General features: G+C 63.9%; 19 protein-coding genes and 1 tRNA gene. 9 read left to right on the top strand and 11 right to left on the bottom strand.

The window, feature by feature from the left end; all coding sequences use genetic code 11:
- Nucleotides 1-70 precede the first annotated feature (70 nt).
- Complete coding sequence (locus tag CHR90_RS02510; protein WP_094407482.1) at nucleotides 71-991, top strand: bifunctional helix-turn-helix transcriptional regulator/GNAT family N-acetyltransferase; 921 nt, start codon at nucleotides 71-73, stop codon at nucleotides 989-991.
- Here the strand turns inward: CHR90_RS02510 and CHR90_RS02515 are convergent, their stop codons facing one another.
- The 3 genes from CHR90_RS02515 to CHR90_RS02525 are packed head-to-tail and all read right to left on the bottom strand — an operon-like array spanning nucleotide 992 to nucleotide 3,041.
- Nucleotides 992-1,795: an ABC transporter permease gene (locus CHR90_RS02515; protein ID WP_094407394.1), complete on the bottom strand. Its 804-nt coding sequence runs from the start codon at nucleotides 1,793-1,795 to the stop codon at nucleotides 992-994.
- A complete protein-coding gene (locus CHR90_RS02520) occupies nucleotides 1,792-2,535 on the bottom strand; it encodes an ABC transporter ATP-binding protein (RefSeq protein ID WP_094407396.1) in 744 nt (247 codons plus the stop codon). Before CHR90_RS02520 ends, CHR90_RS02515 begins: the two co-directional genes overlap by 4 nt.
- Nucleotides 2,532-3,041 (bottom strand): GNAT family N-acetyltransferase, encoded by a 510-nt coding sequence (locus tag CHR90_RS02525; RefSeq protein WP_094407398.1) that lies wholly within the window; start codon nucleotides 3,039-3,041, stop codon nucleotides 2,532-2,534. Before CHR90_RS02525 ends, CHR90_RS02520 begins: the two co-directional genes overlap by 4 nt.
- Nucleotides 3,042-3,131: 90 nt before the next feature.
- Here CHR90_RS02525 and CHR90_RS02530 point away from each other — a divergent pair, with 90 nt between their 5' ends.
- The 8 genes from CHR90_RS02530 (at nucleotide 3,132) to CHR90_RS02565 (ending at nucleotide 9,929) form a co-directional block, all read left to right on the top strand.
- The gene (locus tag CHR90_RS02530; protein ID WP_094407400.1) at nucleotides 3,132-4,664 is read left to right on the top strand and encodes an ActS/PrrB/RegB family redox-sensitive histidine kinase; all 1,533 of its coding nucleotides are present in this window, start codon (nucleotides 3,132-3,134) and stop codon (nucleotides 4,662-4,664) included.
- Nucleotides 4,665-4,776: 112 nt separating this feature from the next.
- Nucleotides 4,777-5,364 (top strand): ActR/PrrA/RegA family redox response regulator transcription factor, encoded by a 588-nt coding sequence (locus tag CHR90_RS02535; RefSeq protein WP_094407403.1) that lies wholly within the window; start codon nucleotides 4,777-4,779, stop codon nucleotides 5,362-5,364.
- On the top strand, nucleotides 5,365-6,195 hold the full coding sequence (mutM, locus tag CHR90_RS02540) for a bifunctional DNA-formamidopyrimidine glycosylase/DNA-(apurinic or apyrimidinic site) lyase (protein WP_094407405.1): 831 nt from the start codon (nucleotides 5,365-5,367) through the stop codon (nucleotides 6,193-6,195).
- A 13-nt stretch (nucleotides 6,196-6,208) separates the two neighbouring features.
- Nucleotides 6,209-6,571, top strand: a complete 363-nt coding sequence (locus CHR90_RS02545; RefSeq protein ID WP_094407407.1) for a hypothetical protein — start codon at nucleotides 6,209-6,211, stop codon at nucleotides 6,569-6,571.
- Nucleotides 6,572-6,595: 24 nt separating this feature from the next.
- Nucleotides 6,596-7,375 carry an enoyl-CoA hydratase gene (locus CHR90_RS02550; protein ID WP_094407409.1) on the top strand — a complete coding sequence of 260 codons (780 nt, stop codon included), beginning with the start codon at nucleotides 6,596-6,598 and terminating at the stop codon, nucleotides 7,373-7,375.
- Nucleotides 7,376-7,490: 115 nt separating this feature from the next.
- Nucleotides 7,491-7,760: a 30S ribosomal protein S20 gene (rpsT, locus tag CHR90_RS02555; RefSeq protein WP_094407411.1), complete on the top strand. Its 270-nt coding sequence runs from the start codon at nucleotides 7,491-7,493 to the stop codon at nucleotides 7,758-7,760.
- 538 nt (nucleotides 7,761-8,298) lie between these two features.
- Nucleotides 8,299-9,777, top strand: a complete 1,479-nt coding sequence (gene dnaA / locus CHR90_RS02560) for a chromosomal replication initiator protein DnaA (protein ID WP_094407413.1) — start codon at nucleotides 8,299-8,301, stop codon at nucleotides 9,775-9,777.
- Nucleotides 9,778-9,854: 77 nt separating this feature from the next.
- Nucleotides 9,855-9,929: transfer RNA gene (locus CHR90_RS02565), tRNA-Gln, on the top strand.
- A 12-nt stretch (nucleotides 9,930-9,941) separates the two neighbouring features.
- Here CHR90_RS02565 and CHR90_RS02570 read toward each other — a convergent pair.
- From CHR90_RS02570 to CHR90_RS02605, 8 genes are all read right to left on the bottom strand, one after another.
- Complete coding sequence (locus CHR90_RS02570) at nucleotides 9,942-10,280, bottom strand: hypothetical protein (RefSeq protein WP_094407415.1); 339 nt, start codon at nucleotides 10,278-10,280, stop codon at nucleotides 9,942-9,944.
- A gap of 162 nt (nucleotides 10,281-10,442) precedes the next feature.
- The gene (locus CHR90_RS02575) at nucleotides 10,443-11,336 is read right to left on the bottom strand and encodes a LysR substrate-binding domain-containing protein (protein ID WP_094407418.1); all 894 of its coding nucleotides are present in this window, start codon (nucleotides 11,334-11,336) and stop codon (nucleotides 10,443-10,445) included.
- A gap of 74 nt (nucleotides 11,337-11,410) precedes the next feature.
- A complete protein-coding gene (locus CHR90_RS02580; RefSeq protein WP_094407420.1) occupies nucleotides 11,411-12,874 on the bottom strand; it encodes an NAD-dependent succinate-semialdehyde dehydrogenase in 1,464 nt (487 codons plus the stop codon).
- Nucleotides 12,875-12,885: 11 nt separating this feature from the next.
- The gene (gabT, locus tag CHR90_RS02585; protein ID WP_094407422.1) at nucleotides 12,886-14,160 is read right to left on the bottom strand and encodes a 4-aminobutyrate--2-oxoglutarate transaminase; all 1,275 of its coding nucleotides are present in this window, start codon (nucleotides 14,158-14,160) and stop codon (nucleotides 12,886-12,888) included.
- A gap of 30 nt (nucleotides 14,161-14,190) precedes the next feature.
- Nucleotides 14,191-14,985, bottom strand: a complete 795-nt coding sequence (locus CHR90_RS02590) for an ABC transporter permease (RefSeq protein WP_094407423.1) — start codon at nucleotides 14,983-14,985, stop codon at nucleotides 14,191-14,193.
- A 3-nt stretch (nucleotides 14,986-14,988) separates the two neighbouring features.
- Complete coding sequence (locus tag CHR90_RS02595; RefSeq protein WP_094407424.1) at nucleotides 14,989-16,167, bottom strand: ABC transporter permease; 1,179 nt, start codon at nucleotides 16,165-16,167, stop codon at nucleotides 14,989-14,991.
- Nucleotides 16,164-17,231 (bottom strand): ABC transporter ATP-binding protein, encoded by a 1,068-nt coding sequence (locus tag CHR90_RS02600; RefSeq protein ID WP_094407425.1) that lies wholly within the window; start codon nucleotides 17,229-17,231, stop codon nucleotides 16,164-16,166. The genes CHR90_RS02595 and CHR90_RS02600 overlap by 4 nt, the downstream gene beginning before the upstream one ends.
- Nucleotides 17,232-17,299: 68 nt before the next feature.
- Nucleotides 17,300-18,349 (bottom strand): ABC transporter substrate-binding protein, encoded by a 1,050-nt coding sequence (locus CHR90_RS02605; RefSeq protein WP_212668593.1) that lies wholly within the window; start codon nucleotides 18,347-18,349, stop codon nucleotides 17,300-17,302.
- Nucleotides 18,350-18,593 lie beyond the last annotated feature (244 nt).

Consider the following 18,593-nt stretch of genomic DNA (forward strand, 5'->3'; position numbering starts at 1 on the left):
CTTTTTTCTGTCTCTATAATTGACAAAGGCAATTAATAAGATTGCTATAAGCAATTATAAGGAGGCCGCCATGACCCCAGAGACCGAGGTGTTGGATGCCGTGCGGGCGTTCAATCGGTTTTACACCGCGCGGATCGGTGTGCTGGAAGAAGGGCTGCTCGATAGCCCCTATTCGCTGACCGAGGCGCGGGTGCTATACGAAATCGCCCATCGTCCGAGCGTGACGGCGGCGGATTTGGCGCGCGATCTGGGCTTGGACCCTGGGTATCTTAGCCGTCTCTTGAAGAAATTCACCGCCCAGGGGCTGATCGACCGGCGTAAATCGCCGGAGGATGCGCGGCAGCATTTGCTGGCCTTGACCGAGGCGGGGCGGGCGGTAGTCGAGCCTTTGGAAGCACAATCACGGGCGGAGGTGGCTGCGCTTCTGGCGCCTTTGTCCCCGCCGGACCGGGCAAAACTGCTGACGGCGCTGAAGACCGTACAGTCCTTGCTCACCCCCGGCGCGCAGGCGGGGCCTGTGGTGCTACGCCCACATCGGCCCGGCGATCTCGGTTGGGTCATCCAGCGGCAAACGCTGCTCTATGCCCATGAATATGGGTGGGACGGCAGCTTCGAAGCCATGGTGGCAGAGATCGCCGCGCGCTTTATCACCAACTTCCAGCCGGATAAGGAAGCCTGCTGGATGGCCGAGCGGGACGGCGAGATTCTGGGGTCGGTGATGCTGGTCGAAAGTGCCCCCGGCATCGCGCAGTTGCGCATGCTGTATGTCGAGGCACGGGCGCGCGGCCTGGGCGTCGGCGCTAAACTGGTGGCGGCCTGCGATCATTTCGCCCGGCAAGCGGGGTATCGCGCCATTCGCCTGTGGACCAACGCCAACCTGCTTTCCGCCCGCCGCCTCTATGAAGCAGCGGGCTATCGGTTGATCGAAAGCGAACCGTATCAGGGTTTCGGTCAGTCGCTGGTCGGCGAAACCTGGGAAAAGACCCTCTGACTATTCCCCCGTCTGCAGCAGTTTCCCCGCCCGGCGCGCGGCGTTGAAACAGGCGGAGAAGACCAGGGCCGCACCAAGGAGATAGACCGCATTCAGTCCCATCGCCGCCGCCAGATGGCCCCAGGGGACCGGCTGGCCGAACAGCACCGCGCGCATGCCTTCGAAGACATGAGAGGCGGGAAGGGCGTAGGACATCGGCTGAATCCAGCCGGGCAGGCTGGCGACCGGATAATAGATCCCAGCGATGGGGGCGAGGATGAACATGCCCATCCAGGCCAAATTCTCCGCCCCCAGACCGACGCGCAGGATGATGCCGGATAGCGCAATCCCCATCGCCCAGCCCATGAGGATCAACTGGCTAAAGAACAGCAGTAGCACCGGCCCCATACTGAAGACGGAGTAATCGTAAAACGCCCAGGCCAGCAGCGCGGCAGGCCCGACGCCGAGGATGACGCGGGCAAGGCCCATGCCGGCCAAGGCCCCCGCAAACTCGATGGGCCGCACCGGCGTGACGAACAGGCTGCCGAGATTGCGCGACCAGATTTCTTCCATGAACGCCAAACAGACGCCGATCTGGCTGCGCACGGTAATTTCCCACAGCAGCACGCCCGCGATCAGCACGCCGAAGGCTTGTTCCAGATAGGGGCTGCGGCTGGAAAAGAAGCTGGTGAAGAAGCCCCAGATCAGGAGTTGCACGGTCGGCCAATAGACGAGTTCCGCCATCCGGGCATACGAGCCGCGAATGAGGTAAACATGGCGCAGCATCAGCCCGCTCATGCGGGTGAGGGAGGCGGGGAGGCTCATGCGGGGTCTTTCTGGCGGGCAATGTCGAGGAAGACTTCTTCGAGCGTGCTGCGCCCATAGCGGGCGATCAGCCCTTGCGGTGTATCGTCGTCCACCAGCTTACCGCCGCGCATCATCAACACCCGGTCGGCGAGCCGTTCCACTTCCATCATATTGTGGCTCGCCAGCAGCAGGGTGGCGCCGGTCTTTTGCCGATAGGCTGCGAGATAGCTGCGCACCCAATCGCCGGTATCGGGGTCGAGTGAGGCGGTCGGCTCATCGAGCAACAGCAGCTCCGGCTTGTTGATCAACGCTTTCGCCAACCCGGCGCGCGTCTTCTGTCCCGCCGACAGGCTACCGAGCGGGCGCTTGCGCAGGGCAGTTAGGCCGAGGTCTTCCAGCAGTTCGTCTATCCGTTCGGCAAGGCGCGGGAGGTTATAGAGGCGGCCATAAACGCCGAGGTTCTGTTCCACCGTCAGCCGGAAGGGCAGTTCCACATAGGGGCTGGAGAAGTTGAGGCGCGGCAGGGCGGCATAGCGGTTGCGCACCATATCGACGCCCAAAACCTCAATCTGCCCACTGGTGGGGACCAAGAGGCCGAGCAGCATCGAAATCGTCGTCGTCTTGCCCGCGCCATTGCCGCCCAGCAGCGCCGTAACGCTACCGGGGGCGACGCTAAAGCTTAGCCCATCAACCGCCGCCGGAGTGCCGGGTGGGCCGAAGTGTTTGACGAGATCGGTGACGCGGAGGGGAGGGGTCACGCCGCGACTCCTGCCGCCTGTCGCCGCATATCCACATGCGGAATACCGTCTTCGAGATACTCCTCCCCGACCGCTGTGAAGCCGTAGCGCCCATAAAACCCCTGCAAATGCGCTTGGGCCGAAAGTTGGAGGGTCGGGGTGTGGCGGGTAACCTCGATCTGGCGGATGGCTTCCGCCAGCAGCGTGCCGCCCAGTTTGACGCCGCGATAGGCCGCATCGACAACGATGCGCCCGATGGTTGTCGCCTGATCGGCGGGCAACGCGGGGAGGGAGCTACCGTGCGGGGCGGCGGCACCGTCCAGCAGCCGCAGTGCACCAATCAGCGTGCGTACCTTGCCGCTGGGATCGAAGGCCAGAAGATGCTCCGCCGTGGGGTCGCGCCCGTCGATATCGGGGTAGGGGCAGTTTTGTTCCACGATGAAAATATCTTGCCGCAGCCGCAGCAGATCGTGAACTTGGCGCCCGGTCAGCGTATCGAAAGGCGCCCAAAGGAAGTGGGGGGTCATGGTGACGTTCCGTCGCATCGTCTAATCGCGGCAGATGGTGCATCCAGACTCCCTATGCGTCCAGCCCCGATCCGTCCTATATCTCATGCCATGCTGGGATTTCGGGCGTGGAAACAGAATCGCGCGGCCGCACGGGCGGCGGAACCGGGGGAGGCCCCGGCGCCGTCGGCTGAGCCACAACCTGGGGCGGCGCGCGCGGCGGGTGGCGGTTGGACGGCTCCGCGCCTGCCCGGGCGGGCAAACCGATCCCTGCTGAATACCGAAGAACTTCCGGCGACGCGCGGTGCGGTGCGCGTGCGCACGCTGCTCTATCTGCGCTGGATCGGCCTCTGTGGGCAGTTGCTCGCGGTCTATATCACTGAAGTTCTGTTGCACCTGGATACGCCGCTCAGCGCCTGCTTGCTGGTCATCGCCGCTTCGGCGGTGGCGAACTTGCATCTACTGAGGGTCCGGCCCTCCGCCTCTTGGTTGGGGCGGCGGATGGCGACGCTGCATCTCGCCTTCGATGTCACCCAGGTCAGTGCGCTCCTCTATCTCACGGGGGGGCTGCATAATCCCTTCGCGATGATCATCATGGTGCCGGTCACGATTTCGGCGACGATCCTGCCCTTGCGCTCCACGATGGCGCTGGGCGCGATGGCGATTGGCGCGGTGACGCTGCTGGCGTTTTTCTTCCGACCGCTGCCGTGGCCCGATGCCTTTGGGCTGACGTTGCCCCGGCTTTATGTCGGCGGCGTTTGGGTGGCGCTGGTGACGACGGTTCTCTTCGTCGGCGGCTATGCCTGGCGCGTTGCGGCGGAAGCGCGCAGCATGGCGAATGCCTTGACGGCGACCAAGATGGCCTTGGCGCGCGAACAGCGCCTATCGGCGGTCGGCGGCGTTGCGGCGGCGGCAGCCCATGAACTCGGTAGCCCGCTCTCGACCATCGCTGTGGTGACGAAGGAGCTGCTGCGCGACGTGCCGCTCGATAGTCCGCTGCGCGACGATATCGAGCTTTTGCAGAGCGAAGCCGCGCGCTGCCGGGAAATTCTGGCCGGGCTGACCGATGCGCCGGAACGCAAATCCGAATCGCCGCTCGACCTGACCCCCGTTTCCGTACTGCTGACCGAACTGGCCGAAGCCGCCGAAACCCTGGCGACGGAAGTCGAGGTGATCGTCAATCCCGACTGCGAGGGGGACGAGCCGACGCTGCCGCGCACCCCGGAACTCGTGCATGGGCTGACCAACTTTATCCATAACGCCACGCAGTTTGCGCAAAGCCGGGTGGAGGTGAGCGTTTTCTGGGATGCCGACGATCTCGCCATCCTGGTCGAAGACGATGGGCCGGGGTTCCCGGCGACCGTGCTGGACCGGCTGGGCGAGCCGTATATTTCGACGCGGGAGGGGGAGAGCGGCCATATGGGGCTGGGCGTTTTCATCGCCACGACGCTCTTGTCCCATACCGGCGCGACGGTGGAATTCGGCAATGGCGATAAGATCGACCCCGATGCCGATGGACTAAGTGGCGCGCGCGTGCTGATCGCCTGGGAACGGGCGCGCTTGACTGGCGATCTGGCTTGGGGCGGCAAGACCTGGGGGGTGCCCATCGTCCCCGTGTCGCCGCGCGAGACAGCCGCGGAATAAGCATGGCAAACTGTCGCGCGACGACCTAGTAAGCGCTTTGAAAAACCGATACCCCTCTCAGGGGGAACCCATACGTGTAGTAGGGTTATAAAAAGACGAACGGGGAAACGCTATGACCGATGCTCCGCTGCCCGACGCTTCCGATCCCGGATTTCTGGCGGATGGCGATCTGCCGCGCCTGCTGCTGGTGGATGATGATCTACCGCTGCTGACCCGCTTGGCCCGGGCGATGGAAAAGCGCGGGTTCGTCGTCCAAACGGCCAATTCGGTCGCCGAGGGGATTCGCCAGGCGCAGGATGATCCGCCCGATTATGCGGTGGTCGATCTGCGGTTGGCGGACGGCAATGGTCTCGACGTGGTGGCCGCCCTACGCGAAGCGCGGGAGGATATCCGCATCGTCATGCTGACCGGCTATGGCAATATCGCGACGGCGGTGGCCGCTGTTAAGGCCGGGGCGGTGGATTATCTGCCGAAACCCGCCGATGCCGATGCCATCGAAGCCGCCCTGCGCGTCAATGGCCCGGGGGCGCCGTTGCCGCCGCCGCCGGAATTGCCGATGTCGGCGGAACGGGTGCGGTGGGAGCATATTCAGCGCGTTTTTGAACAATGCGACCGCAACGTCTCGGAAACCGCCCGCCGTTTACGCATGCACCGCCGCACGCTGCAACGTATCCTCGCCAAACACGCGCCACGGTCTTAAATGCCGGAATTACCCGAGGTTGAAACCGTGCGCCGGGGGCTGGAGCCGGTGTTGTCCGGCGCGCGGCTGGTCGAGGTTCTGGTGCGCCGCCCCGATCTGCGTCGGCCCTTCCCGCCGCGCCTTGCGGAACGGCTGACCGGGCGGCAGATCACCGGGCTGCGGCGCCGGGCGAAATACATTCTGATCGATCTTGAGGGCGGCGATGCGCTGCTGCTCCACCTCGGCATGTCCGGGCGGATGGTGATTTCCCCCGCGCGCCCGAACACGTTGGAAGCCCATGATCATGTGGTTTTCTATACCGAGGCGGGGCCGGTGGTGCGCTTTAACGACGCCCGCCGGTTTGGCTCCCTCGATTGGATCGAGGCTGGGGCGGAAGCAGGGCATCCGCTGCTGCGCGATATTGGGCCAGAGCCGCTGGAGGCTGGGTTTTCTGCGGAAAGCTTTGCGAAGGCCCTGGAAGGCCGTCTCGCGCCAATCAAAGCCGTGTTGCTCGATCAGCATCAAGTTGCCGGGATCGGCAATATTTACGCTTGCGAAGCCTTGTATAAAGCAAGGGTTCATCCCACCCGCCCGGCGAAAGACTTGACGCGCGCGGAAGTTTCCAGTCTCGTAGAGGCCGTGAAAGAGGTTCTGGCGGTGGCGATTACGGCGGGGGGATCGACCTTGCGCGATCATCAGCAGCCGAATGGCGAGTTGGGCTATTTTCAACACCGGTTTCAGGTTTATGGTCGGGCCGGGGAAGCCTGTGCGCGCTGCGGGGATGCCGCGCGGATTGAACGGCTGGTGCAATCCGGCCGGTCCAGCTTCTTCTGTGCGACCTGCCAGCCGTAAGAGAGTTTTCAGCATGCGCCGCCGTTCTTTGCTTTGCTCCCTCGCCCTTCTGCCGGTGGCTGTGACCGGGCCGGTGGCGGCCCAGCAGCGCCGCTATGTGGCGGGGCTGGAAGATGTGCCGCTGGCGCCGGGCCTTGCCTCGCCCGAGGCGCCGACGAGTTTTGACAGTCCGCAGGGGCGGATCGTTATCACCTATGCGCAGGGTGCGGCCGACCGCGCTGGTGTGCTGGCGTTCTACAGCGCCTCCCTGCCGCAACTCGGTTGGCGGCGGGAGGAAGAAACCCTGTTCCGGCGCGAGGGCGAAAGCCTGCGCCTCGAATTCGGCCCGCCCGGCCGAGTGCTCACCGTGCGCTTTACGCTGGCGCCCGTTTTATAAGAATCAATCGAGTGGGGGAGACCGATGGCTTTTGAAACGATCCTGACCGAAACGCGCGGCCCGGTGGGGCTGATCACGCTGAACCGTCCGAAGGCGCTGAATGCCCTGTCGAAGCAGCTTGTGACCGAGTTGGCCGCCGCGCTCGATGCTTTCGAGACGGATGACGCGATCGGCTGCATCGTCATCACCGGGTCGGAGCGCGCCTTTGCTGCCGGGGCCGATATTAAGGAAATGAAGGATAAAACCTTCGTCGAAGCCTTTTTGCAGAATTTCATCGGCCCCAATGATTGGGAGCGGGTGACCCATACCCGCAAGCCAGTGATTGCGGCGGTGGCGGGCTATGCCCTCGGCGGCGGCTGCGAGCTGGCGATGATGTGCGATTTCATCCTGGCGGGGGACAATGCCCGCTTCGGTCAGCCGGAAATCACCATCGGCACGATCCCCGGGTCGGGCGGCACGCAGCGCCTAACCCGCTTCGTCGGCAAGTCGAAGGCAATGGAAATGTGCCTGACCGGGCGACAGATGGACGCAGCGGAGGCCGAGCGCGCCGGTCTCGTCTCGCGCATCATCCCTGTGGCCGATTTGGTCGAGGAAGCCGTGAAAGTCGCGACCCAGATCGCCAACCTATCGCGCCCCGTGGTGCTGATGGCCAAGGAAGCCGTGAATCGCGCCTATGAAACCACGCTGGCGGAAGGCGTGAAGTTCGAACGCCGTCTGTTCCACAGCAGCTTTGCGCTAGAGGACCAGAAGGAAGGCATGAACGCTTTCGCCGAAAAGCGCCCGCCCAACTTTAAGCACCGCTGATTCGCCGCTGGGGCGGAAGTCTTTCAGGTCTGTGACAGACTGCGCTTGACTCTGCCCCAGTCACCCGGTACAAGCACGCCTCTGTTTTGGCCCGTAGAAATGAGTTTCGAGAGCAATGGCTCACCATCTGTCCGCTAAGAAGCGTATCCGCCAGACCGAACGCCGCACCGCCGTCAACAAGGCGCGTGTGAGCCGGATCCGCACCTTCGTGAAGAAGGTGGAGCTTGCCATCGCCGGTGGCAGCTATGATGAAGCCCGCAGCGCCTTCCTGGCTGCCCAGCCGGAAATGGACCGGGGCGTCAGCAAGGGCGTCCTGCATCGCAACGCCGTGGCGCGCAAACTGTCGCGTTTGTCGGCCCGCGTGAAGGCCCTGAAGGCCGCCTAAGGCTTTCCCGACCCTTTCGGTCGGATCTCAGGGAAAGCGGCAGGGCTTCGCCAAACGGTCGCGCTTCTATTGAGATAAATGCTTGAAAAATGCCTGACCCGAGTTTGTTCGGGCCGGGCTTTTTCTTTTTTAGGGTGGTTTATTGTTTCGATCGGCGCTGTGAGGTCTGTCAGGCAATCCTTTTGGATTATCGGGCATCTGTGACCTTACCGCGACAGTCGGATGACAGACCTATGTTCCCGCTAAGATCACCTTGCCAACGGCCCCCGCTCACGCCTACAGTAATCCCGATGATTCGTGCGATGGTTTCAGGGTGAAAACCCCAGAAAACAGCGGGTCAACGGCGTGAGATGAAACAATTCGTCAAGGCATCTTGACTCCGATTCTAGACCATAGAAGCGAAGATATTCACCATGAAACGCCGAATAATCCAACATTGGTTATTATTGTTTCAGCGCGGCTGACGCATTCAACTATTGTTGATAGTTCGGACTAATTGGTAATCCCTTCTTAATTCTCAGGTCTGTCGATCTTAGCAATGCCCCCTTCCGCCGGAATTTCCCCCATCCCCCATACCACCGACGAGTTTGCCGGGCTGCCATCGGCCTTGGCCGAGTGCTGGGACCGCGTTCGCAGCCGTTTGGTGGCGGAAGTGGGGGAGGCGGCGTTCAAAAGCTGGCTGGCGCCGCTGGCCGTGCAGGATGTGACCGATGGCGCCGTGCGCCTATCGCTGCCGACCCGTTTCATGCGCGACTGGGTGGCAACCCATTACGTTGACCGAGTGCGCCGGGTTTTGGGCGAAGAAATGCCCGACCTGCGCTCGCTTGATCTCGTCGTGGCGCCGAAGCTGAAGCCGGTTGCCGGTCCTGCTCCGGTGGTCCGCGCTGACCCCGTGCCGCTGACCCTGCCCCCTGCCGCCAATCGAATCGAAGCGCCCGCCCGGCCAGCGATCCGGGCGGAAGCGGTGGAGGCCGATCCGCTGTCGCCCGATCAAGTCTCGGTGCCGCTCGACCCGCGCCTGACGTTTGAAACCTTCGTTGTCGGCAAGCCGAACGAACTGGCGTTTGCGGCCGCCCGCCGGGTGGCAGAAAGCGCCGCTGTATCGTTTAACCCGCTATTCCTCTACGGCGGTGTCGGCCTCGGCAAGACCCATCTGATGAATGCCATCGCGTGGCACATTCGCCAGCGCGACCCGTCCCGCCGGGTGATTTACCTGTCGGCGGAAAAATTCATGTATCAGTTCATCCGGGCGCTGCGGTTTAAGGATACGGTCGCGTTCAAGGATCAATTCCGCTCGGTCGATGTGCTGATGATCGATGATGTGCAGTTCATCAGCGGCAAGGATTCGACCCAGGAAGAATTTTTTCACACCTTCAACGCCCTGGTCGATCAGAACCGGCAGGTGATCGTTTCCGCCGATAAATCCCCCTCCGATCTCGAAGGGCTGGAAGAGCGGCTACGCTCGCGCCTCGGGTGGGGGCTGGTTGCCGATATTCATCCGACGACGTACGAGCTGCGCCTCGGTATTCTTGCCTCGAAGGCGGAGCAGCTTGGCACGCCGGTGCCGGAAAAGGTGATGGAGTTTCTGGCCCATAAGATCGCCTCCAACGTTCGCGAGTTGGAAGGGGCGCTCAATCGCCTTGTGGCGCACGCGCAGCTCGTTGGGCGGGCGATTACGCTGGAGACCGCGCAGGACGTTTTGCACGACCTGATTCGCGCCCACGACCGCCGGGTGACGGTGGAGGAAATTCAAAAGCGCGTGGCGGAACATTATACGATCCGCGTTGCCGATATGTCGTCGGCCCGCCGGGCGCGTCAGGTCGCCCGCCCGCGCCAAGTGGCCATGTATCTCTCGAAAGCGCTAACGTCGAAATCCTTGCCGGAAATTGGCCGGAAGTTCGGCGGGCGCGACCATACGACCGTGATGCATGCCGTCCGCAAGATCGAAGAGCTGACGGCCACCGATGCCGCCTTGGCGGAAGATATCGAACTCTTGCGCCGCATGCTGGAAAGCTGAGGCGTCCCGGGGGCTATCCCCCGCAGGAAAGGCTTGATCCTATCCCGCGACCCCGCTAATTTCCCCCAGCTTATCGATGGGACGTCGCCAAGCGGTAAGGCACCGGATTTTGATTCCGGCATTCGGAGGTTCGATCCCTCCCGTCCCAGCCAAGCTCTTGCCCTCTATTGGGGGCGCAAGACGTAGCTTTGCAGCAGATCGAAAGCCGCATTACTCAAGCGATGAAAGCGAAAGCGCGCCGGGGCAGACCGATGGCCGGGCGTGACCAGTTGGGCGACAAAAGTGCCCAGCACCCGATCATCCTCATCCAGAAGCGCCCCATCGAAGAATTGTCCGACGGCGGCGGCGGACCAAAAGCCTGACGCGCGAAACCCGCCGAGGCTCCAATCCTCCGTGTCGCATCGGCGTCCGCCGAGGTTGAGGTGAAGAACCGGGTCGCGGTAGCGTTTGTCGTGGCGCTGGTAAGGGCCGCGTGCCGGGCTGCTGCGGTGGAGTGTGGTCATGATGAGCCTCCCTCCTGATCGTTAGGGGCACCGTTCGGCGATGAGCGGCTGTCCCCTCCTCAAGGATATAGGACGTCTGTGAGCGGATTGGGAGGGGGCGACCGACCCGTCAATCGCGATTGGCCCTGTGCAACAGGTTTGGTCAACTGAAGACGGTGCCCCTTACGGGCGCGGCCGGGTCTCCAGGCGGATTTCCGCCAACAGCCACCGGCGAAAGCGGACCAAAGCCGGTTCGTCCCAGCGGTCGCGGCGGGTGATGAAGACGTAAGGTTCTAGCGCGACATTGGTTGTACCGATTTCCACAAGACGTCCGGCCGCAACATCCTCGCCGCAGATCAAATCATTCCCCAGCGCGACGCCTTGGCCGTGCTTGGCGGCTTCCAGCGCCATATGGGCGTGCCACAGGCGGGGGCCTTTCAGCGGTTCGGGCGCGGGGATGCCGATCTTGCGGAACCAGCGCCGCCATTGCTCGTGGCTATCTTCGTGCAGCAACGAGGCGCCGCCTAAGTGCTCCGGCCTCGTCACGTCGGGATGGGCAGCGCCCCAGCCGGGGCTGGCGACGGGGAAAACGCGCGGCGTCGCGATATGGGTGTAGCGCAATTCCGCCTCGGTCGGGGTGCCATAGAGGATTTCGGCATCGGCATGGAAGCCGATCAGATTGGCGCGCTCCTCGCTGGGGCGGACGGCGATATCGATATTGGGGTTGCGGCGCTGAAAATCCGGCAGGCGCGGGGTAAGCCAGCGCAGGGCGAAACCGGGCAGGGAGGCAATGGTCAGCGGCCGGGTTTGCTTGGTTTCTTGGAGCTTCACCGTCGCCTGGGTGATCTGGCCGAGGGCGGCGGAAAGGGCGGCGGCATACTCCGCCCCGGCTTCGGTCAGCACCACCCCCTGGCGGGACGTATAGAGTAGCGGTACGTCGAGGTTTTCCTGAAGCCCCCGGACATGGCGGCTAACGACCGTGTGATCGACCCCGAGTTCCTTCGCGGCTTTGCGCAGGCTCTTGTGACGGGCGACGGCCTCGAAGGCGCGCAGAGCAGTGAGGGACGGCAAAAACATGGGGCGGCCCGGGAATTCCTGAACCGCCCCAGTGTGGAAGGCCACGGGCAAAAAAGCTAGCGTGGTTAGGGGGTTTAGGCGCTCATGGCGAGGTACTTGATTTCAAGATAGTCATTCAGCCCGTATTTCGACCCTTCGCGCCCGGTGCCGCTGGCCTTGATGCCGCCGAAGGGGGCGACTTCGGTGGAAATCATGCCGTCGTTGATGCCGACCATGCCGTATTCCAAGGCTTCGGCGACGCGCCAGACGCGCCCCAGGTCGCGGGCATAGAAATAGGCGGCGAGGCCGTATTCGGTATCATTCGCCATCGCAATCGCGTCGGCTTCCGTTTCGAAACGGAACAGCGGCGCAACCGGGCCGAAGACTTCTTCCTTGGCGATGCGGGCGGTGGTGGGTACATCGGCCACCAAGGTCGGTTCGAAGAACAGCCCACCCAAGGCGTGCGGCGTGCCGCCGGTGACGATGCGCCCGCCTTTCGCAACGGCATCGGCCAGAAGGCTTTCGACCTTATTGACCGCCACCTGATTGATCAGCGGCCCCTGCGTAACGCCTGCCGTCAGCCCGTCGCCGACGTTGAGCTTGCGGATGGCTTCGGCGAATTTCTCGGCAAAGGCGTCGTAAACACCGCTCTGCACCAAAAACCGATTGGCGCAGACGCAGGTTTGGCCGGAGTTGCGGTATTTGGACGCCAAGGCCCCAACCACCGCCGCATCCAGATCGGCGTCGTCGAAGACAATAAAGGGCGCATTGCCGCCGAGTTCCAGCGAGACCTTCTTCACCCCCTCGGCGCATTGGGCCATCAGCAGTTGGCCGACGCGGGTGGAGCCGGTGAAGGAGATTTTCCGCACGATAGGATTGCCGGTCAGTTCCTGCCCAATGCGGGCGGGATCGCCGGTGACGATATTCAGCACCCCGGCGGGGATGCCCGCTTCCTCCGCCAGCACGGCTAGCGCCAGGGCCGACAGCGGCGTTGCCTCCGCCGGTTTCACCACGGCGGTGCAGCCGACAGCCAGCGCTGGGGCGATCTTGCGGGTGATCATCGCATTGGGGAAGTTCCACGGCGTGATCGCGCCGACGACGCCGACCGGCTGCTTCAGCACCAGCAGCCGCGCCCCCGGCTTATGGGCGGGGATCACATCGCCATAGGCGCGCTTGCCTTCCTCCGCAAACCATTCGATGAAGGAAGCGCCATAGGCGATTTCCCCGCGCGCTTCCGCCAGCGGCTTGCCTTGTTCGAGGGTCAGCAGGCGGGCGAGATCCTCCTGGTTCTCCATAATCAGCCGGTACCAGCGCATCAGCAGGGCGGACCGGTCCTTCGCGGTGCGGGCACGCCAAGCGGGGAGCGCCGCCGCTGCCGCTGCAATCGCTGCGCGGGTTTCCGTCTGTGTCATCAGCGGAACGGTGGCAAGAACGGCCCCCGTGGCGGGATTGGTAACGTCAAAGCGCTGGCCGTCCGCCGCGTCCGTCCAGGCGCCGTTGATATAGGCATCGCTACGCAGCAGATCGCCGCGCGTCAGGCCGAGGGTAGAAGAGGTCATGCTGCGTCCCCTTAAGCGGCCAGGGCGGCTTCGAACCGGTCCAGCCCCTCGGCCAGCACGGCATCGGAAACCGTCAGTGGGACGAGAATGCGCAGCACATTGCCGTGGGTGCCGCAGGACAGCAGGATAAGCCCGAGATCAAGGGCGCGCTGCACCACTTTCTGCGTGGTTTCCTTATCCGGCTCCTGCGTGCCCGCCTTAACAATGTCGACGCCGATCATCGCGCCATAACCGCGCGCATGGGCCAGCGGCACGCGGTCGTTGCGGCGCTGGATGTCGGCGATGCGCTGCAAGATGCGTTCGCCGATCACATTGGCGCGGTCGCACAGCTTTTCTTCGTCGATCACGTCCAGCACGGCCAGGGCGGCGGCGCAAGCCAGCGGGTTACCGCCATAGGTGCCGCCGAGGCCGCCTGCTTCCGGCGCATCCATGTATTTCGCGCGGCCAAGTACGCCCGACAGCGGGAAGCCCCCGGCCAGCGATTTCGCCATCGTTACCAGATCGGGTTCGACGCCGGAATGTTCGATGCCGAACAGTTTGCCGGTGCGGGCGAAGCCGGCCTGGACTTCATCCGAAATCAGCAGAATACCGTGTTCGTCGCACAGGGCGCGCAGGGCCTGCAAGAGTTCGGTCGGGGCGATCAGGAAACCGCCTTCGCCCTGTACGGGTTCGAGGACGATGGCGGCGATGCGGTCCGGCCCAATGTCCGCCGCAAACAGGAAGCGTAGGGCTTTCAGCGATTCTTCTACCGTCACGCCATTCTGCGGCGCGGGGAAGGGAACGTGGAACACATCGCCCGGCAGGCTGCCGAAGTGGCGCTTATAGGGCAGCACCTTGCCGGTCATCGCCATCGTCATCAGCGTGCGCCCGTGGAACCCGCCGGTGAAGCAGACGACGCCGGGGCGGCCCGTGGCGGCCCGGGCGATCTTCACGGCGTTTTCCAGCGCTTCCGCCCCGGTGGTGAAGAAGGCGGTTTTGGCGGGGCCGGAGAAGGGGGCGCGGGCGTTCAGTTTTTCCGCCAATTCCACGTAAGGCTCGTAGGCCATGACCTGGAAGGCGGTATGGGTGAAGCGTTCCGACTGGGCGGCAACGGCGGCCATCACGCGCGGGTGGCGGTGGCCCGTGTTCAGCACGGCGATGCCGCCGCCGAAATCGACGTAGCGGTTGCCCTCGACGTCCCAGATTTCGGCATTGTCGGCGCGGTCGGCAAAAACCGGGGTGGCGACGGCAATGCCGCGCGGAACAGCGGCGAGGCGACGGGCGAGAAGCGCAGCATTCGTGGTCATGGCGTCAGTCTCCAGGAAGCAATCTTACGGTTAAACGGGGGCGGCAGCCTTCATCCGGGCGGCGGTGCGGCGGCGGAGCAGCAGCACGAGCGCGGCGAGGAGCAGGGTGCCGAGGATGAAGAGGAAGGCGGCGGCGGCAATCGCTGGGCTAATGTTTTCGCGGATGGTGGAGAACATCTGGCGGGCCAGCGTGCGCTGGTTCGGCCCGGCGACGAAAAGGGTCAGCACCACTTCGTCGAGCGAGGTGGCGAAGGCGAGCACAGCGCCCGATACGACGCCGGGCGCCGCCAGCGGCAGGGTCACCCTCCAGAAAACCGTGACGGGCGGGGCGCCGAGGCTGAGGGCCGCCCGCTCCACGCGCGGGTCGATCCCGGCCAAGGCGCCGCTGACGCTGACCAGCACGAAGGGCACCGCGACGACGGTATGGGCGACGATCACCCCGAGATAGGTGTTCGAAATCCCCAACCGGGCGAAGAGCAACTGCATCCCCACCCCGAGCACGACGGCGGGCACCACCATCGGCAACAGGAAGAGCGTGCGGAACACCCCCGCCAGCGGCAGTTTCCCCCGCAGCCCCAAGGCCGCCAGCGTGCCGAGCCCGGTCGAGAGGAGGGCGGTGCCGACGCTGATCAACAGCGTATTGCCAATCGACCGGCGCCAAGCGTCGGCGGTCAGCAACTCATCAAACCAGCGCAAGGACGCGCCGGGCAGCGGGTAGGTGAGGAAGACGGAGGACGTGAAGGCGAGCGGCATGATCGCCAGCAGCGGCGCCAGTAGGAAGAGGACCGCAAGGCCGCCGAAGGCCAGTTTCAGGGCGTTCAGCATGGCTTACCCCCGCGCCGTGCGGTCGGCGGACAGCCAACCATAGACGGCATAGAGCGCCAGCGTTGCCGTGAGCAGCACGAGGCCCAAGGCGGCGGCCATATTCCAATTGGCCGAACCGGTGGCGTAGAAGGCGATGACGGAGGAAATCATCTGATCTTTCGCGCCACCGATCAGCGCCGGGGTGATGTAGTAGCCGATGGCCGCCATGAAGACGAGCAACCCGCCCGACGCGACACCGCGCAGGCTGAGCGGCAATAGCACCCGCAGAAACGCCCGGATCGGCCCCGCGCCGAGGGAGGCTGCGGCGGGCATCAGGTTCTTCGGCACCGACAGCAGCACGCTGTAGATCGGCAGCACCATGAAGGGCAGCAGCACATGGGTCATGGCGATCACCACGCCCAGGCGGTTGAAGATCAGTTGCACCGGCCCGTCGATGAGATGCAGGGCGCGCAGCAGATCGTTCACCAAGCCTTGTTCCTGCAAGAGAATGTACCAGGCGGCGGTGCGGACCAGCAGGGAGGTCCAGAGCGGCAGCAGCACGGCGGCCAGGAGGGCTTGGCGCTTCCAACCGCTGACCGAGGCGGCGAGCATCGCGTAAGGAAGGCCGATGGCAAGGCACGCCAACGTCACCAGCCCGGCCACCCAGAAAGTCCGACCCAGAATGGCGCGATGGGCGGAACTATCGGCGGGCATCGCAGCCAGATCGCCGCTGGCGTCGCGGGTTAGGTCGAGGGCCGCCAGCATGTGCCGGTCGGTATAGGGGGCGGCGGCATCGGCGATGGCGCGCCAATAGGGCACTTCCCCCCAGCGCGGGTCGATCTCGGTCAGCACGACGGGGCCGTCGGCCTGCTCCAGCGCGCGGGTAGTTTTCATCATTAGGGTGCGAAAACCCGCTTGGGCGCTATTCAGCCGCCGCACCAGATCGCCCTGCGCCTGCTTATCGGTCAATTGCCGCAAGTCCTGAACCAGCGCGCCCTTCATCAACTCGGTCGGCGGCGACTGGCGGTCCCACGGGGCAATCGCCTGCACCGTCACGGGCAGGGTGCGGCCAATGACGTGATCGGAGACGGATTCTCCCAATACCTGCACCAGCGGCCAAACAAAAAAAGCCAGAAGGAACCCGAGCAGCGGCGCCAAGAGCGCCAAGGCGGTGAGATGGCGGGAAAGATCGGCCCGGTTCATGGCGTAATCACCCAGCAATCTTCGGGCGGGAAGACGGCGGTGACGGGCATATCGGTATTCCAATCGCCGTCGCGCCGGTCCGCCTTCACGACGAAATCGAAGGCCGCGCCGTCAAGCTGCACGCGCAGGTGATCGCCCTGATAAACGCTATCGAGAATCCGCGTGGGCAGCGCATTGCCGAGGCTAATGTCGCTGCCCGCGAGGCGGATGCGTTCCGGACGGACGGAGATCAGCACTGGTTGACCGGCCGTCAACCCGTCGTGGGCGGGAACGGTCAGCATCCCGCCGCGCGCAAGGCGTACCTGGGCCGTGGGGCCAGCAAGCGTTTCCACCGTACCGTCGAGCAAATTGGTCTCGCCGATGAATTCAGCGACGAAGCGTGTGGCCGGGCGGTCGTAAATATCGCGCGGGCTGCCGATCTGCTCGATCTTGCCGCGATTGAAGACGGCGATACGGTCCGACATGGTCAGCGCCTCGCCCTGATCGTGGGTCACGAAAACCACGGTCAGGTCCAAGCGTTTGTGCAGGGCGCGGATATCGAGCTGCATCTGTTCGCGCAACTGCTTGTCGAGCGCGCCCAAAGGCTCGTCCATCAGCACCACGGCGGGTTCGAAGACGAGGGCGCGGGCCAGGGCAACGCGCTGTTGCTGGCCGCCGGAAAGCTGCGCCGGGTGCCGGTCGCGCTGGGCGGAAAGCTGCACCATATCAAGCGCGCGGGTCACCCTCTCCTCCCGCTCTGCCTTGCCGACGCCACGCATTTGCAGCGGGAAGGCGATGTTTTCGGCGATACTCATATGCGGGAACAGGGCGTAGTTCTGGAAAACCACGCCCATATCGCGCTTATAGGGCGGCAGTCGGTCGATCCGGCGGCCGTCGAGCCAGACCGACCCGGCGGTGGGGGCTTCAAAGCCCGCGAGGATCATCAGCAAGGTCGTCTTGCCGGAGCCGGAGGGGCCGAGCAGGCTAACGAACTCGCCCTTGGCGATGTCGAGGCTTAGGTCATCGATGACGCGCACGGCGCCATACGCTTTGCTAACCGCGTCGAAGCGGATACTGGGTTTCATGGCGCGTCCTTCTCCCGCAGAAAAAAAGACCCCGCCGGGCGAACCCGGCGGGAGGGGGGAGGGAGAGGCTATTTCGCCAACCAGGCGTTGAACTGCTTGGTCAGGGCTTCGGAATTGTCGATCCAGAAGTCGGCATTCAGCGGAATGGCCTGCTTCAGGTTTTCCGCCGCCGTCGGCAGGTCGGCAACATACTCGACCGGCACCTGACGGCCCGCCTGGGTATTCGGCAGCCCATAGGCGATATACTGCGGCAGCTTCGACTGGTTTTCGGGCTTGCTGGCGAAGGCGATGAAATCCAGCGCGGCGGTTTTATTCTCGGCGCCTTTCAGGATTACCCAGCTATCGACAGCATAGATGCTGCCCGGCCAGACCACTTTGAACTTGCGGCCTTCCGCCCGGTTGATGCCGGTGATGCGGCCATTATAGGCGGAGGTCATGGCAACCTCGCCCGACGCCAGCAGTTGCAACGGCTGCGCGCCCGATTCCCACCAAACGATGTTCGGCTTCAGTTCATCGAGCTTTTTGAACGCGCGCGCCACGCCTTCCGGCTTGGCCAGCACGGCATAAACATCGGTCGGGGCGACGCCATCGGCCATCAGCGCGAATTCCAGCGTATATTTTGGGCCTTTGCGCAGGGCACGCTTGCCGGGGAATTTTTTCACATCCCAGAAATCGACCCAATTGGCCGGGCCATTGGCCATTTTGGCGCTATCGTAGGCAATGGCCGTGGACCAGACGATAGACCCGACCCCGCACTCGCTGACGGCGGAGGGTAGGAAATTGCCTTTACCGCCCACCTTGGTCCAGTCGATAGTTTCGAACAGCCCATCGGCGCAGCCCAGCACCAGTTCGTCGGCTTCGACCTGCACCACGTCCCAATTAGGGTTACCCGCCTTCACCTTGGCTTGCAGCACGCCGATACCGCCGTCCCAGGGTTCGTCCAGCACGGGCTTGCCGGTTTGCTTGGCGTAGGGTTCGAAGAAAATCTTGCGCTGGGCGTCCTGGAAATTCCCGCCCCAGGAGACGATGGTTAGATCACGCGCCAAGGCCCCGGCGCTCAGTGCACAGGTGGTCAGCATGGAGGCGGCAAGACAGCGCCAGACAGTCCCTTGTTTCATTCTTAGTCCTCACTCTGTTCGGTCGATTTCTGAAAATCCGCCGGAAGGGGCGGCGCGCCGGTGAGGAGATCGTCGGGCGCCTGCGGCCCCTGCCCCCTCTTGCGGGTGGCAAAAGGTCATCACAGCGCAGGGGGCGGTGCGAAGGTGTGCCGATCAGCTTTTGTGGTGTTAAAAAGACACCACAGAAAGCGCGTCACTGCGTTCCCTTGCCTTCGGGCGCCGGGACGCGCAGAGTGCCGGACGT

The organism is Elstera cyanobacteriorum (assembly GCF_002251735.1).
Lineage (GTDB): Bacteria > Pseudomonadota > Alphaproteobacteria > Elsterales > Elsteraceae > Elstera > Elstera cyanobacteriorum.